Here is a 14621-nt window from a genome sequence, read left to right as displayed (position 1 = left end):
ACCGAGAACCGCAAGAAGCTCGATGACGCTGCGATCATACTGAAGGCCGCGGGCTATGCCCCGGAAGTCGCACTCCTGCAGGGCGCGGCCGATAAGGTGATCTCGGACATGGTTGAGAAGGAAGGCTTCGACCTTCTCGCAATGGGTGCCTACAGCCATTCACGGCTGCGCTCCCTCTTCATCGGCTCGACGACGACGGAAATGATCCGCTCCTGCAAGGTGCCGGTGGTGCTGTTTCGCTAGGTGACAGGAGAAAGTCCATGAATGCGACCCGCTTCGAGGACGTCAACGCCTTCTGGCAATTTGAGAAGGAGGTGACCCGCCAGTCGCGTTACGTCCGTTCAGCCAGGGCAGGGGGCTTTCTTGATGCGGTGGTCGCCACGTGTCCGAAGCGCCTGAGCACGATCAGCGTGGGAACGATCTTCTGGCGAGCCCAGATCGGGCATCGCTGGACAGACGATGTGGCCGCTGGACGACGCATTCCCTTGCCGCATCCCGAAGCACGCATGAAGCCTTGGGATGACCGCGCCTACGAAGGGCGCGTGAACCCGAAAGGCATCCCTAGCCTGTACTTTGCCACCGATCGGGAAGCGGCAATGTCGGAAGTGCGGCCCGGCATAGGGTCTATCCTATCAGTGGCCCGCTTCGAGGCGCTTCGTGATCTTGTGGTCGTTGATTGCAGCCGCTTTGCGCAGCCCTTCAATGACAAACAAGCCGAGTTGGTGAGTGATGACGTCGAAAATCAGGTGTGGTCTCATATCGACTATGCCTTCTCAAGACCGGTGGTGCGCAGCGATAACACAGCTGGTTATGCTGCGACGCAGATACTGGCAGAGGTCTTCAAGACCGAAGGATATGACGGAATAATCTACAAGACGGCTTTCTCACATGATGGCCACAACGTCGCGCTCTTCGACCTCAATTGTGCATCATTTCTCGACGCATCACTGTTCCGGGTCTGTGAAGTCCAATTCAGGTTCGAGGAGGCTCCATAACTCAGATATTCAACTGACTTTGCGAAGGGACGTAAAACAACCGGGAGGCGAGCAGCTATGAAAATTTATGAAATCGACCGGCTCCTCACGCGATGCTTCTTGTTTATTTGCTTCGCGGATGTTGTTTTGTTGATAATGCTGCTGAAAATGGACTCGCCGACAGATGTACTGGCGGGATATTCCATAATATTGCAGCTCACGACGACGGTTTCTACCTGCGCTTTGATGGCCAGCATGTATGGGGTGTCGACGACCACTGGGGCCGAACGCGTGTTTTCCCTCGTACTCTGTATGATGTTCTTCATCATGTTGAACATTGAAACGGGGTCAAAATTTCTCGGTCTTGGTGTCGTGTCGATTGGTGCATTGGCTATCGTGGCCGGACTTGTTGCTTTGGTAGCCCGTTCGGACCCAGAGCAGACGCGCATTTGCCTGCTACAACTCCGCGACTTTGCCCTCAGCCGAAATTCGATCCTGTTTGCTGCGGCATTGCTCATATACATAATCGCAAGGACTGGGGAGCACGGTTGGTACCAAGTGCCGGATATATTTCGGTCCGGGTGGCTGCCGCAGGCCAGCCTATTGTCCGTGACAGTCCTGTTTCTCTATGCTGCCTGCCCTTATTTGAAAGGCCATGTTGGCCGTTAGAATTGAGCAGTGCCAAAAAACGGTACACAAGTCCGAATTTCTTAGCTACTATCAACCAATCCCCTTTATCGATGGGGCGATCATATCCGCAGCACGACGCAACGCACCAAATGTGCAAGCTTGGGCGTCTGTCGCGAGATAGAAATCGTCCAGAGCTCTGTGCTGACGGTTTGCCGACAGGCAAACTGGTCTGCGTTACACCTGCACAACATCGTGAGGAGCGACATGGATAGAACGAGCGAAAACTTTCAGGCATCACCTTTCCTTGAAAATCTTGCTGACGACGCGCTCAACCCCTTCGGTTCGGGACCCGTGGTGGAATGCAGTTCGCTGGAGCGGGCAGAACAGTCCTCTGCTGAGCCGCTTTTCTTCAAGTCCGATACATCGATGGAGACTGCGAAGAGCATTCATCGATACGCCAGCATTTTCGGCGGAGGCAGCGTTAAGCTGATTGAAGACCAATCCGGCATGAGGCTCGTCCTCATGGAGACACGCGACCGCAAGCTGATGCTCGATCAATTCTCTGATTTCTTGAGCTGAGACACGATGCTCTTGTGCGAGCGGTCGTTTGCCAGTGATTGTTAGACGGAGAACAATATGAGCCAGACGATGAACGGGCGCGAAGCCCGTCTGGGTATTCTTAGAGGTATGGCAAGCGCGCTTGAGGCGGCGCAAATGACATATGGTCCTTGTGGTTGGACGGTTGCCGTCGACTATAGTTCGCACGAGATCCGCAGCACAAAGAGCGGGTCAACGGTTCTTGAGGATTTCCAACTATCAGACCCTTGTGAAGATGCTGGCGCCCGCCTGCTTTGCCACATCGCTCAACAGGTTCAAAAATATGCAGGTGACGGTACCACGCTGGCGTCAGTACTCGCCCATGCGATCGCGGTCTCGGCCCATCGTCAACATGCTTTGGCTGACAATGAAGCTGAAGTGTATCGTGGGATCCGGATCGCATCCCAAATGGTCGAACAGTTTATAGCGGAGAGGTCGCGGCCGGTCACACTGCCCAGCGAAATGCACTCGGTGGCCTGCTCGGCATCTGGACTAGACGACTCTCTTGCGAGCCTGATCGTTGAGGCGTTCAGGTCTGCTCAATATCCATTTGCCGTTTTCCTGCAACCGTCACCGACGTCATCGTTGGAGGTGCTAAAAGGACTGCTCCTCGATGCGCATGTTCATGACCGGCTCAATCACCCCTGCAAGTCTCACTTGTTGATCAATCCGCTAATCGTCATCTATCCGGGTGAGCTGAAGACGTGGGACCAGATCGAGCATGAGCTGGAAGCAGCCACGGCTTCCGGTGCAGACCTGCTAATCGCGGCACAGCGCATCTGCCCCACCTTTCGAGCCACCATGCCCGCCAATATTGATCGACCTCGCGTGCATCTCGTCTCGCTGGCAATGTCGCGATTGCCCTATCCCTTTGAAGAGCTGCGAGAGATGTTTGGCGCTCGCCTCTCGCAATCCAGCCGGCGCTGCATCATTGCCAATGACAAAGTCTTCCTAGAACTTGTAGTGGGGAATTTCGAGACTGAACGCGCTGGCGAGAGAGCGATACGCGCAGCTTTGGTTTCAGTTGGCGAAATCGGAGATACCGCGTCGCGCGAACGGATGGAGCGCGCGGCCCAGTGTGCGGCCTCTGTTCGGGCCGCATTGGATCAAGGCTATGTGGCCGGCGGTGCGGCCATACTGGTAGATGCCGCCCGTTGGCTCGGGTCTCAAACAGTTGACGATGCGACAGCCGCGATCGGGATCGAAATTCTGCGACAAGCTTTGTTGGTGCCGGCACGAACCCTAATTGACAGCGCTGGTGAATGTGGGGGGCAGGAAATTGACGCCATGCTTGCTCATCCGTCCGGTGGCCGCACGTTCGATCTTCGGGAGCGGCGTGCCTGCGACGCCGGTACCGCAGGGATCCTGGATGCGACCGGTGTCGTGATTACTGCTCTTCGGGTGTCCGCATCGGTCGGTGCGTTGATCGCGCTCACGGAGGTTCTCGTCAGGCAATTGCGTGAAGGAAACCAGGTTCGTAGTCCAGTGCCTCAATATGCTCATCACTGAAGAAGGAGGAGCGAATGCACGCCACACCGAAGAAGAAGGTTAGTATCCGTGAACCAAGCAAGCGCATAGATATCGCATTCGAACGATATCGCATCATCGCCGCCACAAATGGGAAGGCCTTCAAGGGCATCGCTTATGTCGGTACGGAAAAGGTTCTTTCCGCCGAAGGGGAATCCCAGGACGCCGTTGTCGACGCAGTGCAAAAAATGCTGCGGGACAGAATGGAGTCCCTACGTCATGACCGATCTTCTGGTCTCCCTGGAGCAACAGAACTGTTTGAAGCACCGATTTTTGCCGGTCAGCGCGATATCGAGCGATTGAAGCCAGTCTTGAAATGCCATGCAAGCATTCCCGATGGGATCGCAGACCTCAAGGACATTGCCCACCGGCTTCGGATCGCCGAGGCATTTGTGATGAACGCGTATCTTTCGCTGGCTCGAAAAATCTGTCAATCGCTCGATTGTAATCCCGAAGATTACAGCGTGCCTCCAGGTCTCACTCCGGCCCTGGTCGTTTTGAGGCCGTGTGAAGACGCAGTCGGCAATTTTGAAGGCTACGCCTTGCGAGATGCATTTATGGAGACGCTTGAGATGTTGGAGAAGCGCAGTCCCACACTGAAATTAGCGCGCCCGCCACGTTAAGACGGCAGGTTGTTCGACGGAAGAACAAAGGGGGGCTGCATGGCTACTGTGTAGCCCAGCAGCCATAACCTTTCTCTTTGAGTGCCCGGCAGGTGGCCCACGCAGTTTCACTGGCATCAAAGCCAATAAAGCGAGCGCGGTATAACAGGTTGGACCCATCCGAATATTCGATAACCAGTGGTTCGACAGATGTGGGGAGCGCGGCGTGATCGGTTCTGACTTGTTCTAGTATCTGCAAGGCGCCGGCACGGTCCGGCACTGCCGCGATCTGAATGGCCCAATTTCCGGCACGGCTGTCGGCCACCACGGAGCCGGTGGTTACCGGGTCAGCATGCATCGTTGATGACAGCTCGACATTGCTTGCACCGCTGTCGATAGGGCGGAAGCCAGGCACAGGTGGTATCTTTTTGGTGTCATCGACAAGCGCGATTGCCATCGAGTCTCGAACCTGCTGGCCGTCGTATTTTTGTATTGACTTGCTGGCACGTGGAAGATGTCGCTGGATCAATGCGCGCATATGGGCGTCGCGGCTTGCCGCTGTTCGACCGCCGAGGACCACGGCCACGACCGATCGCCCGCCCCGTTTGACGGATGTGACCAGGTTGAAGCCAGATGCGTTTATGAACCCCGTCTTGATGCCGTCGACGCCTTCAACACTGCCAACGAGCCTGTTGTGGCTGCGAAGAGTGGTTTTCCCAAAACGGTAAGACCTCGTTTCGAAGATGTCATAGTGATGGGGAAACCTCGCGCGAAGCGCTATACCCAGGCGGGCCATGTCGGCAGCAGTCGTCACCTGTCCGGCGTCTGGTAGGCCATGTGCGTTTCGGAACGTTGTACTGTTCATGCCCAGGGTGCGTGCTTTGCCGGTCGCCATCTTGGCGAACCCGCCTTCCGTACCCCCGAGAAACTCCCCCAAGGCGGTGGCCGCATCGTTGGCAGATTTCGTGACGAGGGCATACATCGCGTCTTCGACCGTGATCGTCGAGCCTGCTCGCAAGCCCAGTTTCGATGGAGGCTCGGACGCCGCGTGGGATGATACCTTGATGCGTGTACTTTTCTGGAACCTGCCTGCGTCCAGGCCTTCAAATGTCAGATACAGCGTCATCATCTTTGTAAGTGACGCCGGGTATCGCCGTGCATTCGCATTATCGGCGTAGAGCACTTCGCCCGTGTTCACGTCGATGACATATCCCGCGTATTTTGCGTTTGCGACTGCCGATGCCGGCATCGAGATTGTTGCCAGAAATGCCGTTATTGCAAAATACCCTATCCAGGCGGCAAAACTCTTTGCATTCGAGCGTCGGTTGAATCGTCCCGTCGCAGTCATAAATTTTCCACTCTCGCTGTTGATTGAGCCGGCGACCGTGTCGGCGCTGCAGCGAGCACAGACTAGGTGTCAAAACCTTGCATTTGAATTAATATCGGCATGCCCAGATTTAGGCATGTTCGCCCGGTGAACTGGACTTTATGGCGAGCATGCGCCATATTCCTAGTGTCCCCCATTAATATCTGGATGGGGACGTGAAATCTGGACCCCTGTGGTGGCTATGTCGGGCGCCTATCCCTCGACCAACATTCAACCAGTCTGTAGCCCCATCTTGTGAGAAAATCTGATTGATGAAAGCTCTCGGCAAGAGTCGGACCGGACCCGGGTCGATCGATTCACTCGGGCTTTTGGGAAAATGACGCGCAGACTGGTGCCGACGAGCGGAGGCGCGTGTGCGGCCGGTTTCTCATTCTCAAAAGTGTTGCGTCCTGATTGACGGGAATTATGTTGACCGTTTGTCGAGGTCCGTCAGGTTCGATTTTATAGAATTTGTCGAGTTTTTGAGGTCGAAGTTTCAGATAACAAACATTGTATACTTCACCATTGTCCCTCTCTACGAGGATGTATTTCCCAAAAGGCGTCTTTTAGATTGGCTCTCTTACAACGGCTTCGTTGTCAAGGAAAAGCCGTCCAAGAGGTGCAGGTCAGGCGGGAGATGCTTGCGGCTCTCTCTCGTTGGAAATAGCATTGTGCGCACTGAATGCCTGTGTCCACGCCGACGGTTTCGTTTTCGTAACAGACGATCCGGACATGTGCGCGGCCATTTTCGCCTTGCAGCGAAAGAACAAATGGGTGGCGCTCGTGGGAGCCGAACGTGGTTCAGGTGTCAGTCTTGGCAATGACCTTCGACGGGCCGCTGACATGTGCTTCTCGCTCAGTGACATATTTGCCCCGATGCCTTGCGAACCGGGCGATTAATGATGCGAAACTCAGGCAACAATCGTTAATCCGGCCGCGTGCCGATGGCTGTGCCGAGCGGCTGCCTCCGCGGCTTCGATGATCGAGGTGGTATCGATGCCGAAATGCGCGTAGAGATCGGCTATTGTTCCGGTCTGGCCGAAATGCTCAACGCCGAGGCTGGTCAGCGCATGACCGTGAACCGAACCGAGCCAGCCAAGTGTTGCCGGATGGCCGTCAGTGACGGTTGTCATATGGGCATGGCGGGGCAGGGGGGCGAGCAGATTTTCCACGTGGCTGCGGGCGGCGGCATATCCGTGCCGTCTGGCACGCTGTGCGGCCGTCCAGCCGGCATTGAGCCGGTCAGCCGACGTCACGGCCAGCACCGCCACGTCGCGATGCCGTTCCGCCAGCGTTCCGGCAGCGGTCAGCACCTCCGGCGCAACGCAGCCCTGATAGGCCAGGACCAGAGAGGTATTCGGTTGCGGTTCGCGAAGCCAATATGCGCCATCGACAACACCTTGGCGAAACGCCTCGCTCTCGCGGCGCACCGGTTGTTCCAGCGGGCGGGTTGTCAGGCGTAGATAGACCGAGCCGCCCGCTTCGTCCCGCAGCCAAGTCCGCGCGTCATGCGCGCCTTTGCCTTCCCGCTGCATGTAGTCGAACGACCAGTCCATGATAACAGAGAGTTCGTCGAGATAGGCGGGTTCGAAGCTGGCCAAACCATCCTGACTCATGCCGATCAATTGCTGCCCGATAGACTGGTGCGCGCCGCCTTCCGGGGCCAGGGTCACGCCCGACGGCGTGCCGACGATCATGAAGCGCGCATCCTGATAACAGGCGTAGTTCAGCGCATCGAGACCGCGGGCGACGAAAGGATCGTAGACGGTGCCAATTGGGATGAGCCTTTCCCCGAACAGAGAGTGCGACAGCCCGGCAGCCCCCAGTAGCAGGAACAGGTTCATTTCTGCGATGCCGAGTTCGATATGTTGTCCCTTGGGACCGAAGGACCATTTCTGAGTGGAGGGCACCTTCTCGTCCTGGAACGTATCCGACAGCGCGTCCCGCGCAAACAGCCCGCGGCGGTTGACCCAGGGACCGAGATTGGTGGAAACGGTGACATCCGGTGCTGTCGTCACGATCCTGTTGGAAAGGTCATCGTCGCGCCTTGCGATGGCATCCAGAATTTTGCCGAAGCCTGCCTGGGTTGACAGTTCGCGATCATCCAGGAAGAACGGCCCCGGCGATGCGATAGGGGCGGCGGTATAGCGGCGCGTACCCTTGGCGAAGAAGGGTATGGTCTTGAGGTAGGTCTTGACGGCCGATGCATCTTCGATGGCGCCGAACTCCTCCCATTCCTCGCCGGCAGCAACGCCGATGCGGTTCTGGAACGCCTCCATCTGGGCCTTGGTCATCAGCCCGGCGTGATTGTCCTTGTGGCCGGCAAGCGGCGTACCCCAACCCTTGATCGTATAGGCGAGAAACACCGTTGGCCGATCATGATCGATGCTTGCGAACGTCGTCGTCAGCGTTTCGAGGCAATGGCCGCCGAGATTGTTCATCAGCTCGGACAATTCCGCATCCGTGCGTCGATCGATCAACCGCGTGACTTCACCCTGATCGCCGATCTCGTCGGTCAGGCGCTTTCGCCATGCCGCTCCGCCTTGAAAGGCGAGGGCCGAATAAAGCTGGTTCGGGCAGTGGTCGATCCAGTCGCGCAGTGCGATGCCGCCGGGCTCGCTGAAGGCGGCTTCCTGCAAGGCACCGTATTTGAGGACTTTCACATCCCAGCCGAACGCCGTGAAGATGGCCTGGATGCGCTGCCACAGTCCCTCGCGAACCACGCCGTCGAGGCTCTGCCTGTTGTAGTCGATGATCCACCAGGTGTTGCGCAGGTCGTGCTTCCAGCCCTCCTGCAGGCATTCATAGATATTGCCCTCATCCAGTTCGGCATCGCCCACAAGGGCGATCATGCGTCCCATGGGGCGCGGCGGCGAAACGGATTTGGCCGCAATGTAATCCTGGATGATCGAGGCAAAGGCCGTGATCGCCACGCCCAACCCGACCGAGCCGGTGGAGAAATCGACGTCGTCACCATCCTTGGTGCGGCTCGGATAGGACTGGGCGCCGCCGAATCCGCGAAAGTTGATGAGCTTTTCTCGGCTCTGATTGCCCATCAGAAACTGGATCGCATGAAAGACCGGAGACGCGTGGGGTTTGACCGCGATCCGATCCTCCGCCTTCAGACTGTGGAAGTACAGCGCCGTCATGATCGACACCATCGAGGCCGAAGACGCCTGGTGGCCGCCTACCTTCACCTCACCCTTTTCGCGGATGTGGTTGGCGTTGTGGATCATCCAGCAGGCATGCCAAAGCACTTGGCGTTCAAGATCCTTCAAAATCTGGAGATTTTCCTGCGACAGGCTCGATTTCATCTGCGGTCCTCCTCTTCTGCAGTGAAAAGCTATCACCCTTGATGCGGATTAACTGGTCTATCTCACTTGCCAACCGTCCATATTTCGGGAAGATTTGCCGGATTAATTGGGAAAGTGGAAATTTCATGCCTGCTGTCAGCTATGACCCCGCGACATTGAAGCTTCTGGATCTCCTGCAGAACAATGCCGAACTCAGCACGGCGGAACTTGCCGCAGCGACGGGTCTGTCGGCATCTCCCTGCTGGCGGCGTGTCAATGACCTGAAGGAAGGCGGTGTGATCAAGGGGACGGTTGCGCTTGTAGACGCCCAATCCCTCGGCCTTGCCGTGAACGTCTTCGTGCATATCTCGTTGAAGCAGCAGGACAGGGCGTCCCTCGACATCTTCGACGAGGCGGTGCGGTCTATGCCAGAAGTCATGGAGTGCTATCTGATGACCGGTGAATCGGACTATCTTCTTCGTGTCGTCGTGGAAGATCTGAGGAAATACCAGGCGCTGGTCATCGACCGGCTGACGACGATCCCCTGCGTTTCCAACATCCGCTCAAGCTTTGCGCTGGGGCAGGTCAAGTATACGACCGCACTGCCCACCACGCATCTTCGGAAATAGCGAAGAGATGACGATCGGCTAGTCCGATACGCCCGTTTGCGCGTTCGAATTGCCTAAGGCGGAATGAATGGTTTGAAAATGTGTCGATCTTTCGGTGCAGCGCGCCACTCTTTTGGCAGCCGCAGTCGGCAGCAGAACAGCAATTGTGAAAGATGCCCTGGGGTTCTGCCGCGCGGTCATTCATGACGACAACGTTTGCTGACATCATCCAAATCGCCCTTTGCCGTGAAGCTGCTGGCATTCCTTCACCGCGGCGGCACGACGCTCGTCAAGATAGGCCGCAAGATCGTTGAGGTGCACGCCCTTCGCACATTTCTGCGAAGCCTCCATGCGGACAAGGGGAAGGGCGATATCTCCGGCCGACACCTTGCGAACAAATTTGTCGGTTGTCAGCCCGAAGAAGCCCTTGGCCACTTCCTCGGCCGGTATGATCGGCCGGCCGGAATACATCGCCATCAAAAGGAAAGCTGTGTCCACGGTTCACACTCGCTCCTGTAACGTCTTGGGCGCGCTGATGGGCGGTGGGGCCGGACCCATTGCGCGGCATGCTGACCTGTTGCTCAGTCTTGTTTCAGAATGCGTCGGGCATGGCGCTCCAGTCCTCCTGCACAGAAAACTGCCTCTACTTTGAAACGTCCATGGGGTTGGCAATCGGTCGGGATGTTGCAGGCCAATCCTGACCACAGCACCGCGTTTCGATAATCGGGGACGCCAAAGTCTTTGCGTCGTCGTCTTGGTTCACGTTTAGGCTTCAGAGCAATGTATCGCCGGTCAGATCGGTTTCTGATGGCCTAGACTTTCATGGAAATGCTCCGAGGTGAATGCGAGATCGCGCGCAGTCTCGCGCGTCGGATCGTCGGCCATAGGGTATCATCGTTTACGGTCGCATTTGATCGCGGCGATGCTTCCCGAGACCTGTGCCACAATGGCGGCCAGAGCCGTGTTGTCGAGGTCTCCTGCGTGAGCAGCTATTGGGTCGGCTCACTCTCATCACTTGAGGATTGATCTTCCTGCCGGCGGGAGCCAAGGGGTCTTACCCCTTGCTCCCCAGCAAATGCCACCTGCGCATGGCAGGGCCGCCGCCTCGCAAGCCGGCGCGATAGCAGTCACGATCCAACAGCTCCGATCCGTCCCGCCTGGCGACGCAGCCCGGCCGTGCTCGCTGGCATTTGCCCCCTCCATCCCCGCGCGCTCACGCGCCCCCGGGAGGCATGTCGGGGACATGCCTCCGGCATCAACGGGAAAGGATTGGAACAATGGCAAGGACACGGAAGAAGGCGAAGGCCGACGAGGTCGCAATGAAAGATGCGGTGGACGTCGCGATGGCGTGTGCGGAAATCCGCAGCATTGGAGAGGCGGTGTCGGATGTGATGGCAGCTTTGCCTGCACCGGATGCGACAGTGGACGCCGTCACGCCGGTTGAAGCCGTCGGGGTCGCCGCGAACGGTGCGGAACTCTTCATCCCGCTCGAGAAACTCAAAAAGTCGCCGCGCAATGCAAGGAAGACCCCGCACAGCGAGGCGCATATAGAAGCGCTTGCGGCCAGCATTGCCGCCAAGGGCATGCTGCAGAACCTTGTGGTCGAGCCGGAAACGGACGAGGTGGGCCAAACGACCGGCTTCTACCTCGTAACGGTCGGCGAAGGCCGCAGGCTGGCGCATCTGCTGCGCGTCAGGCGCAAGGAAATCAGCAAGTCGGAAAACCTGCGCTGCGTGCTCGATACCGCGAACGATCCGCATGAGATCAGCCTCGACGAAAACGTCACCCGCGAGGCGATGCACCCGGCAGACCAGTTCGAGGCGTTTCGTGCGCTCGCCGAACATCGGGGATGGGGAGCTGAGGACATCGCTGCCCGTTTCGGTGTGACGGCCCATGTGGTGAAGCAGCGGATGCGTCTTGGTGCGGTAAGTCCGAAGCTGATGCAGGTCTATCGCGATGGCGCACTGACGCTGGATCAGTTGATGGCTTTTGCCGTCACCGATGACCATGCACGTCAGGAACAGGTCCATGCCGGGCTTGGCTATAACCGTGAGCCTTTGACGATCCGCCGCGACCTGACACGCACGCATGTGCAGGCGAATGACCGCAAGGCAATCTTGGTTGGCCCAGACGACTATATGGAAGCGGGCGGCACCATCATCCGCGATCTGTTTACCGAAGATCGCGGCGGATATTATGCCGATCCGGCACTGCTGGACCAGCTTGTCATCGCCAAACTGAACGGGATCGCCGCAGAGCTTAGAGAAGCCGAAGGCTGGAGATGGGCGCAAGCCCTCATCGACTTCCCGCACGCCCACGGCCTGCGGCGTGTCTATCCGCAGGCGGTGGAGCTCTTCGAGGAAGACGCGGCGGCCTATGCCGCAGCAAGACAGGAATTCGATCAGCTGACAGCGGCATGGCAGAATACGGATGCCGACTTGCCACCTGATGTGGATGAGCGTTTCGCGGAGCTTGAAGCCGAAATCCAGCGGATCGATGCCCTGTGCGAAGGTTATGACGCCGACGACACCAGCCGGGGCGGCGTCTTCGTGACGCTGAACCATGATGGAACGGTCCGGATCGAGCGCGGCTTCATCCGCCCGGAGGATGAAAAGCCGGAACCGGAACGGGTTCATACAGCAGGCGTCATCAATGGTGTCCGTGTGACTGCAGACGGGGAAGTCATCGAAGACGATGCGCATGACGAGGAGGGCAACCAGATATCCGACCTTCCGTCGCAGGACGAGGAGGAGGGGGATGCAGGTCAGCCACTCACCGATCTTCTGACCCGCGACCTGACGGCGCACCGGACGCTTGGCCTTCGCCTCGCACTCGGAGAGCAGCCGGATATCGCCCTGATTGCCGTCACCCACGCCTTGGCCACACAGACATTCTATCGCGGCGTCGATGCCCACGCTCTCGATATCCGCCCCGTCAGTCCGCAGCTTGGCGGGCATGCTGCTGGTATCGAGGATACGGCCCCCGCGAAGTTGCTGGCGGATCGCCATCACGGATGGGCCGTAGATATGCCGCTGGACGTGGCCGAACTCTGGGATTTCATCGCCGGGCTGGATCAGGTGAGCGTCATGGCATTGTTTGCCCATTGCGCATCGCTGACTGTCAATGCCCTCAAGCTGCCGTGGGAACAGCGGCTCCGTGCGCAGCGGACCGCCGACAAGCTGGCGACGGCACTCGCGCTGGACATGAACCAGCATTGGACGCCAACGGTGCGCAGCTACTTCGGACGCGTCACCAAGGCGCATATTCTGGCAGCAGTACGGGAAGCGGTGAGCGATGCGGCAGCGGATCGCATCGCCGCGATGAAGAAGCAGCCCATGGCGGAAGCAGCAGAGCAGTTGCTGGCAGGCACCGGATGGTTGCCGCCACTGCTGCGCACCGCGTGTCCTGGATCTGCATTGCTACCCGAAGGAGCGACCACGGTCACTGCGGACTTCGGTGCCGATGAACCTGACACTGATCGAGGCGCGATCATCCTCCCGGAAGCTGCCGAATGACATCACGGGCCGGAGCCATGTTGCTCCGGCCTTCGTCATTGCATTGGCGAAAAAAACGGCCGAGGCCATGAGACGCGGTCGGACCTCGAAGCGAACATGCAAGCCATGGCCAACATGATGTGCTGGCGCAATTGGGCGGTGGAAGGGGGACGAGTGGCGGCGGACCGATCGCGCCGTTTGCCCCGTCATATCAGGGCCGGCGGTGTCCATCAGATGGGACAGGCCCTGCTACACCAGGGATGGGCAGACCTGCGAACCTGCCATGAACCATGGTGGCGGGTGCGGCGGCGAAGTCGGATTGCGCAGTTTGATGATGTGGACAGTGGTGTCCATGCCGGTCTCCTGCCATATCGGCCCGGATCCCATGACGCATGAGAACGAGCGTGGAAAGGTCCGGGCAAAGAGGCCGCACGGATCGGCAAAGGTTCAACGGCCAGCCTGAACCGAAGGCCTTGCGCCACTTGAGCCTGAACGTCTTTGTCCAGAGGCAGGCGAGGGTGTCGACACATGCCATGACCCGGTTGTCCCTCTGACTGGCGAGAGTGCGCCCAACACGAACTCGATTGATCTGGTCTGACCGAAGATCGGCGGCAAATGGCCGCCTCGATCTCAGTTCCGCAACGTCGGTCATCCGCTTTTTTCCGCCGCCGGCGCGGCCGGCTTTGCATCGCGAAATCAAAATAGCGGCCGCCCGACGCCCTCCATGTCATTGCGGCCCAACAAGCCACCCCCTTGCGCCAAGCGCAACAGGGACCCCGGGGGTGCGTCTCGATCGTCTCCGGTCCGTCGACCATCATCGAGATCGCGATGGGCGCGATCCGATCAGCAAAAGGACTTAAATCTCATGGCGACCATCGGCACCTTCACCCGCACCGACAATGGCTTCACAGGCTCGGTCAAGACCCTCACCCTCAACGTCAAGTCCGTGAAATTCGTGCCCGCCGAGGGCGACACCGAAAACGGCCCTGATTACCGCGTGTTTGCCTCCAATGTGGAATTCGGGGCCGCATGGAAAAAGCAGTCCGACAAGGGCAACACCTATCTCTCCGTCAAGCTCGACGATCCGAGCTTCGCCGCTCCGATCTATGCCAGCCTGGTCGAGGCGGAAGGCGAGGACCTGTCCCTCATCTGGTCGCGCCGCCGCGCCGCCAACGGATAAGGTAAACGGCCGGGCCCCGCGAAAGCGGGGCTTTGCCATGCTCAGGTCCGTCGCCACTGTTCGAACATGCGGGGAGCTGCGCTCACATGGATCTGTTTGGCCTCACTGGAGTTCAGCCGATCACTGTGGGGGGCCAAGGGAAACTTTTCCCCTTGCTCCCCGCAAACGCCGCCTGCGCATGGCAGGTCCGCCGCTTCGCAGAACGGCACGGATTCCCATAGGCGATCTGCGCCATGTCGTTCCGCTCAAGCCTGGCAGACCAGCCATGCTCGCCGGCATGTGCCCCCTCCATCCCCGCGCGCTCACGCGCCCCCGGAAAGCATGTCGAGGGACATGCCTTCGGCAGTAAC

The 14621-nt window shown here is 58.5% G+C and carries 12 protein-coding genes and 1 other annotated feature; of the genes, 9 read left to right on the top strand and 3 right to left on the bottom strand.

From position 1 onward, the window contains the following. The 6 genes from QWE_RS20415 to QWE_RS20390 form a co-directional block, all read left to right on the top strand. Positions 1 to 243 (top strand): universal stress protein (locus tag QWE_RS20415; RefSeq protein ID WP_006728073.1); only part of this gene is annotated, 243 nt, incomplete at its 5' end. Between the two features lie 17 nt (positions 244 to 260). After that, positions 261 to 995 carry an RES family NAD+ phosphorylase gene (locus QWE_RS20410; protein ID WP_006728072.1) on the top strand — a complete coding sequence of 245 codons (735 nt, stop codon included), beginning with the start codon at positions 261 to 263 and terminating at the stop codon, positions 993 to 995. A 57-nt stretch (positions 996 to 1052) separates the two neighbouring features. Then, positions 1053 to 1643 carry a hypothetical protein gene (locus tag QWE_RS20405; protein WP_006728071.1) on the top strand — a complete coding sequence of 197 codons (591 nt, stop codon included), beginning with the start codon at positions 1053 to 1055 and terminating at the stop codon, positions 1641 to 1643. Positions 1644 to 1868: 225 nt separating this feature from the next. After that, the gene (locus QWE_RS20400) at positions 1869 to 2183 is read left to right on the top strand and encodes a hypothetical protein (RefSeq protein ID WP_006728070.1); all 315 of its coding nucleotides are present in this window, start codon (positions 1869 to 1871) and stop codon (positions 2181 to 2183) included. 57 nt (positions 2184 to 2240) lie between these two features. Continuing rightward, positions 2241 to 3710, top strand: coding sequence for a TCP-1/cpn60 chaperonin family protein (locus QWE_RS20395; protein ID WP_006728069.1), 1470 nt, complete (start codon positions 2241 to 2243; stop codon positions 3708 to 3710). Positions 3711 to 3724: 14 nt separating this feature from the next. Continuing rightward, positions 3725 to 4351, top strand: coding sequence for a hypothetical protein (locus tag QWE_RS20390; protein WP_006728068.1), 627 nt, complete (start codon positions 3725 to 3727; stop codon positions 4349 to 4351). A 43-nt stretch (positions 4352 to 4394) separates the two neighbouring features. On the opposite strand, the gene QWE_RS20385 is transcribed toward QWE_RS20390, so the two are convergent. Beyond that, positions 4395 to 5678 carry a D-alanyl-D-alanine carboxypeptidase gene (locus QWE_RS20385; protein WP_006728067.1) on the bottom strand — a complete coding sequence of 428 codons (1284 nt, stop codon included), beginning with the start codon at positions 5676 to 5678 and terminating at the stop codon, positions 4395 to 4397. Between the two features lie 200 nt (positions 5679 to 5878). Continuing rightward, positions 5879 to 5926 (top strand) — a sequence feature (sul1 is cis-regulatory element that is thought to sense ions involved in sulfur or methionine metabolism; They are found in Alphaproteobacteria). A 681-nt stretch (positions 5927 to 6607) separates the two neighbouring features. Continuing rightward, a complete protein-coding gene (locus QWE_RS20375) occupies positions 6608 to 9010 on the bottom strand; it encodes a transketolase-like TK C-terminal-containing protein (RefSeq protein WP_006728066.1) in 2403 nt (800 codons plus the stop codon). 125 nt (positions 9011 to 9135) lie between these two features. Between QWE_RS20375 and QWE_RS20370 the strand changes: the two genes are divergently transcribed. Further along, positions 9136 to 9618 carry an Lrp/AsnC family transcriptional regulator gene (locus QWE_RS20370; protein ID WP_006728065.1) on the top strand — a complete coding sequence of 161 codons (483 nt, stop codon included), beginning with the start codon at positions 9136 to 9138 and terminating at the stop codon, positions 9616 to 9618. Positions 9619 to 9822: 204 nt separating this feature from the next. On the opposite strand, the gene QWE_RS20365 is transcribed toward QWE_RS20370, so the two are convergent. After that, on the bottom strand, positions 9823 to 10095 hold the full coding sequence (locus QWE_RS20365) for a pyocin activator PrtN family protein (protein WP_006728064.1): 273 nt from the start codon (positions 10093 to 10095) through the stop codon (positions 9823 to 9825). Positions 10096 to 10874: 779 nt separating this feature from the next. Here QWE_RS20365 and QWE_RS20360 point away from each other — a divergent pair. Together QWE_RS20360 and QWE_RS20355 are read left to right on the top strand one after the other, a co-directional pair. Continuing rightward, entirely contained in the window at positions 10875 to 13112 is a 2238-nt protein-coding gene (locus QWE_RS20360) for a ParB/RepB/Spo0J family partition protein (RefSeq protein ID WP_006728063.1), read from the top strand. A gap of 844 nt (positions 13113 to 13956) precedes the next feature. Continuing rightward, positions 13957 to 14271 (top strand): DUF736 domain-containing protein, encoded by a 315-nt coding sequence (locus QWE_RS20355; protein ID WP_006728062.1) that lies wholly within the window; start codon positions 13957 to 13959, stop codon positions 14269 to 14271. Positions 14272 to 14621: the final 350 nt, after the last annotated feature.

The sequence above is a fragment of the Agrobacterium albertimagni AOL15 genome, from assembly GCF_000300855.1.
GTDB lineage: Bacteria > Pseudomonadota > Alphaproteobacteria > Rhizobiales > Rhizobiaceae > Allorhizobium > Allorhizobium albertimagni.
This window is presented reverse-complemented; position numbering and strand designations above follow the sequence as displayed.

Bases quoted from the DNA above. Each gene is read 5' to 3' on its own strand.
- QWE_RS20410 (WP_006728072.1), top strand. From the start codon at position 261: ATGAATGCGACCCGCTTCGAGGACGTCAACGCCTTCTGGCAATTTGAG.
- QWE_RS20405 (WP_006728071.1), top strand. From the start codon at position 1,053: ATGAAAATTTATGAAATCGACCGGCTCCTCACGCGATGCTTCTTGTTT.
- QWE_RS20400 (WP_006728070.1), top strand. From the start codon at position 1,869: ATGGATAGAACGAGCGAAAACTTTCAGGCATCACCTTTCCTTGAAAAT.
- QWE_RS20395 (WP_006728069.1), top strand. From the start codon at position 2,241: ATGAGCCAGACGATGAACGGGCGCGAAGCCCGTCTGGGTATTCTTAGA.
- QWE_RS20390 (WP_006728068.1), top strand. From the start codon at position 3,725: ATGCACGCCACACCGAAGAAGAAGGTTAGTATCCGTGAACCAAGCAAG.
- QWE_RS20385 (WP_006728067.1), bottom strand. From the start codon at position 5,678: ATGACTGCGACGGGACGATTCAACCGACGCTCGAATGCAAAGAGTTTT.
- QWE_RS20375 (WP_006728066.1), bottom strand. From the start codon at position 9,010: ATGAAATCGAGCCTGTCGCAGGAAAATCTCCAGATTTTGAAGGATCTT.
- QWE_RS20370 (WP_006728065.1), top strand. From the start codon at position 9,136: ATGCCTGCTGTCAGCTATGACCCCGCGACATTGAAGCTTCTGGATCTC.
- QWE_RS20360 (WP_006728063.1), top strand. From the start codon at position 10,875: ATGGCAAGGACACGGAAGAAGGCGAAGGCCGACGAGGTCGCAATGAAA.
- QWE_RS20355 (WP_006728062.1), top strand. From the start codon at position 13,957: ATGGCGACCATCGGCACCTTCACCCGCACCGACAATGGCTTCACAGGC.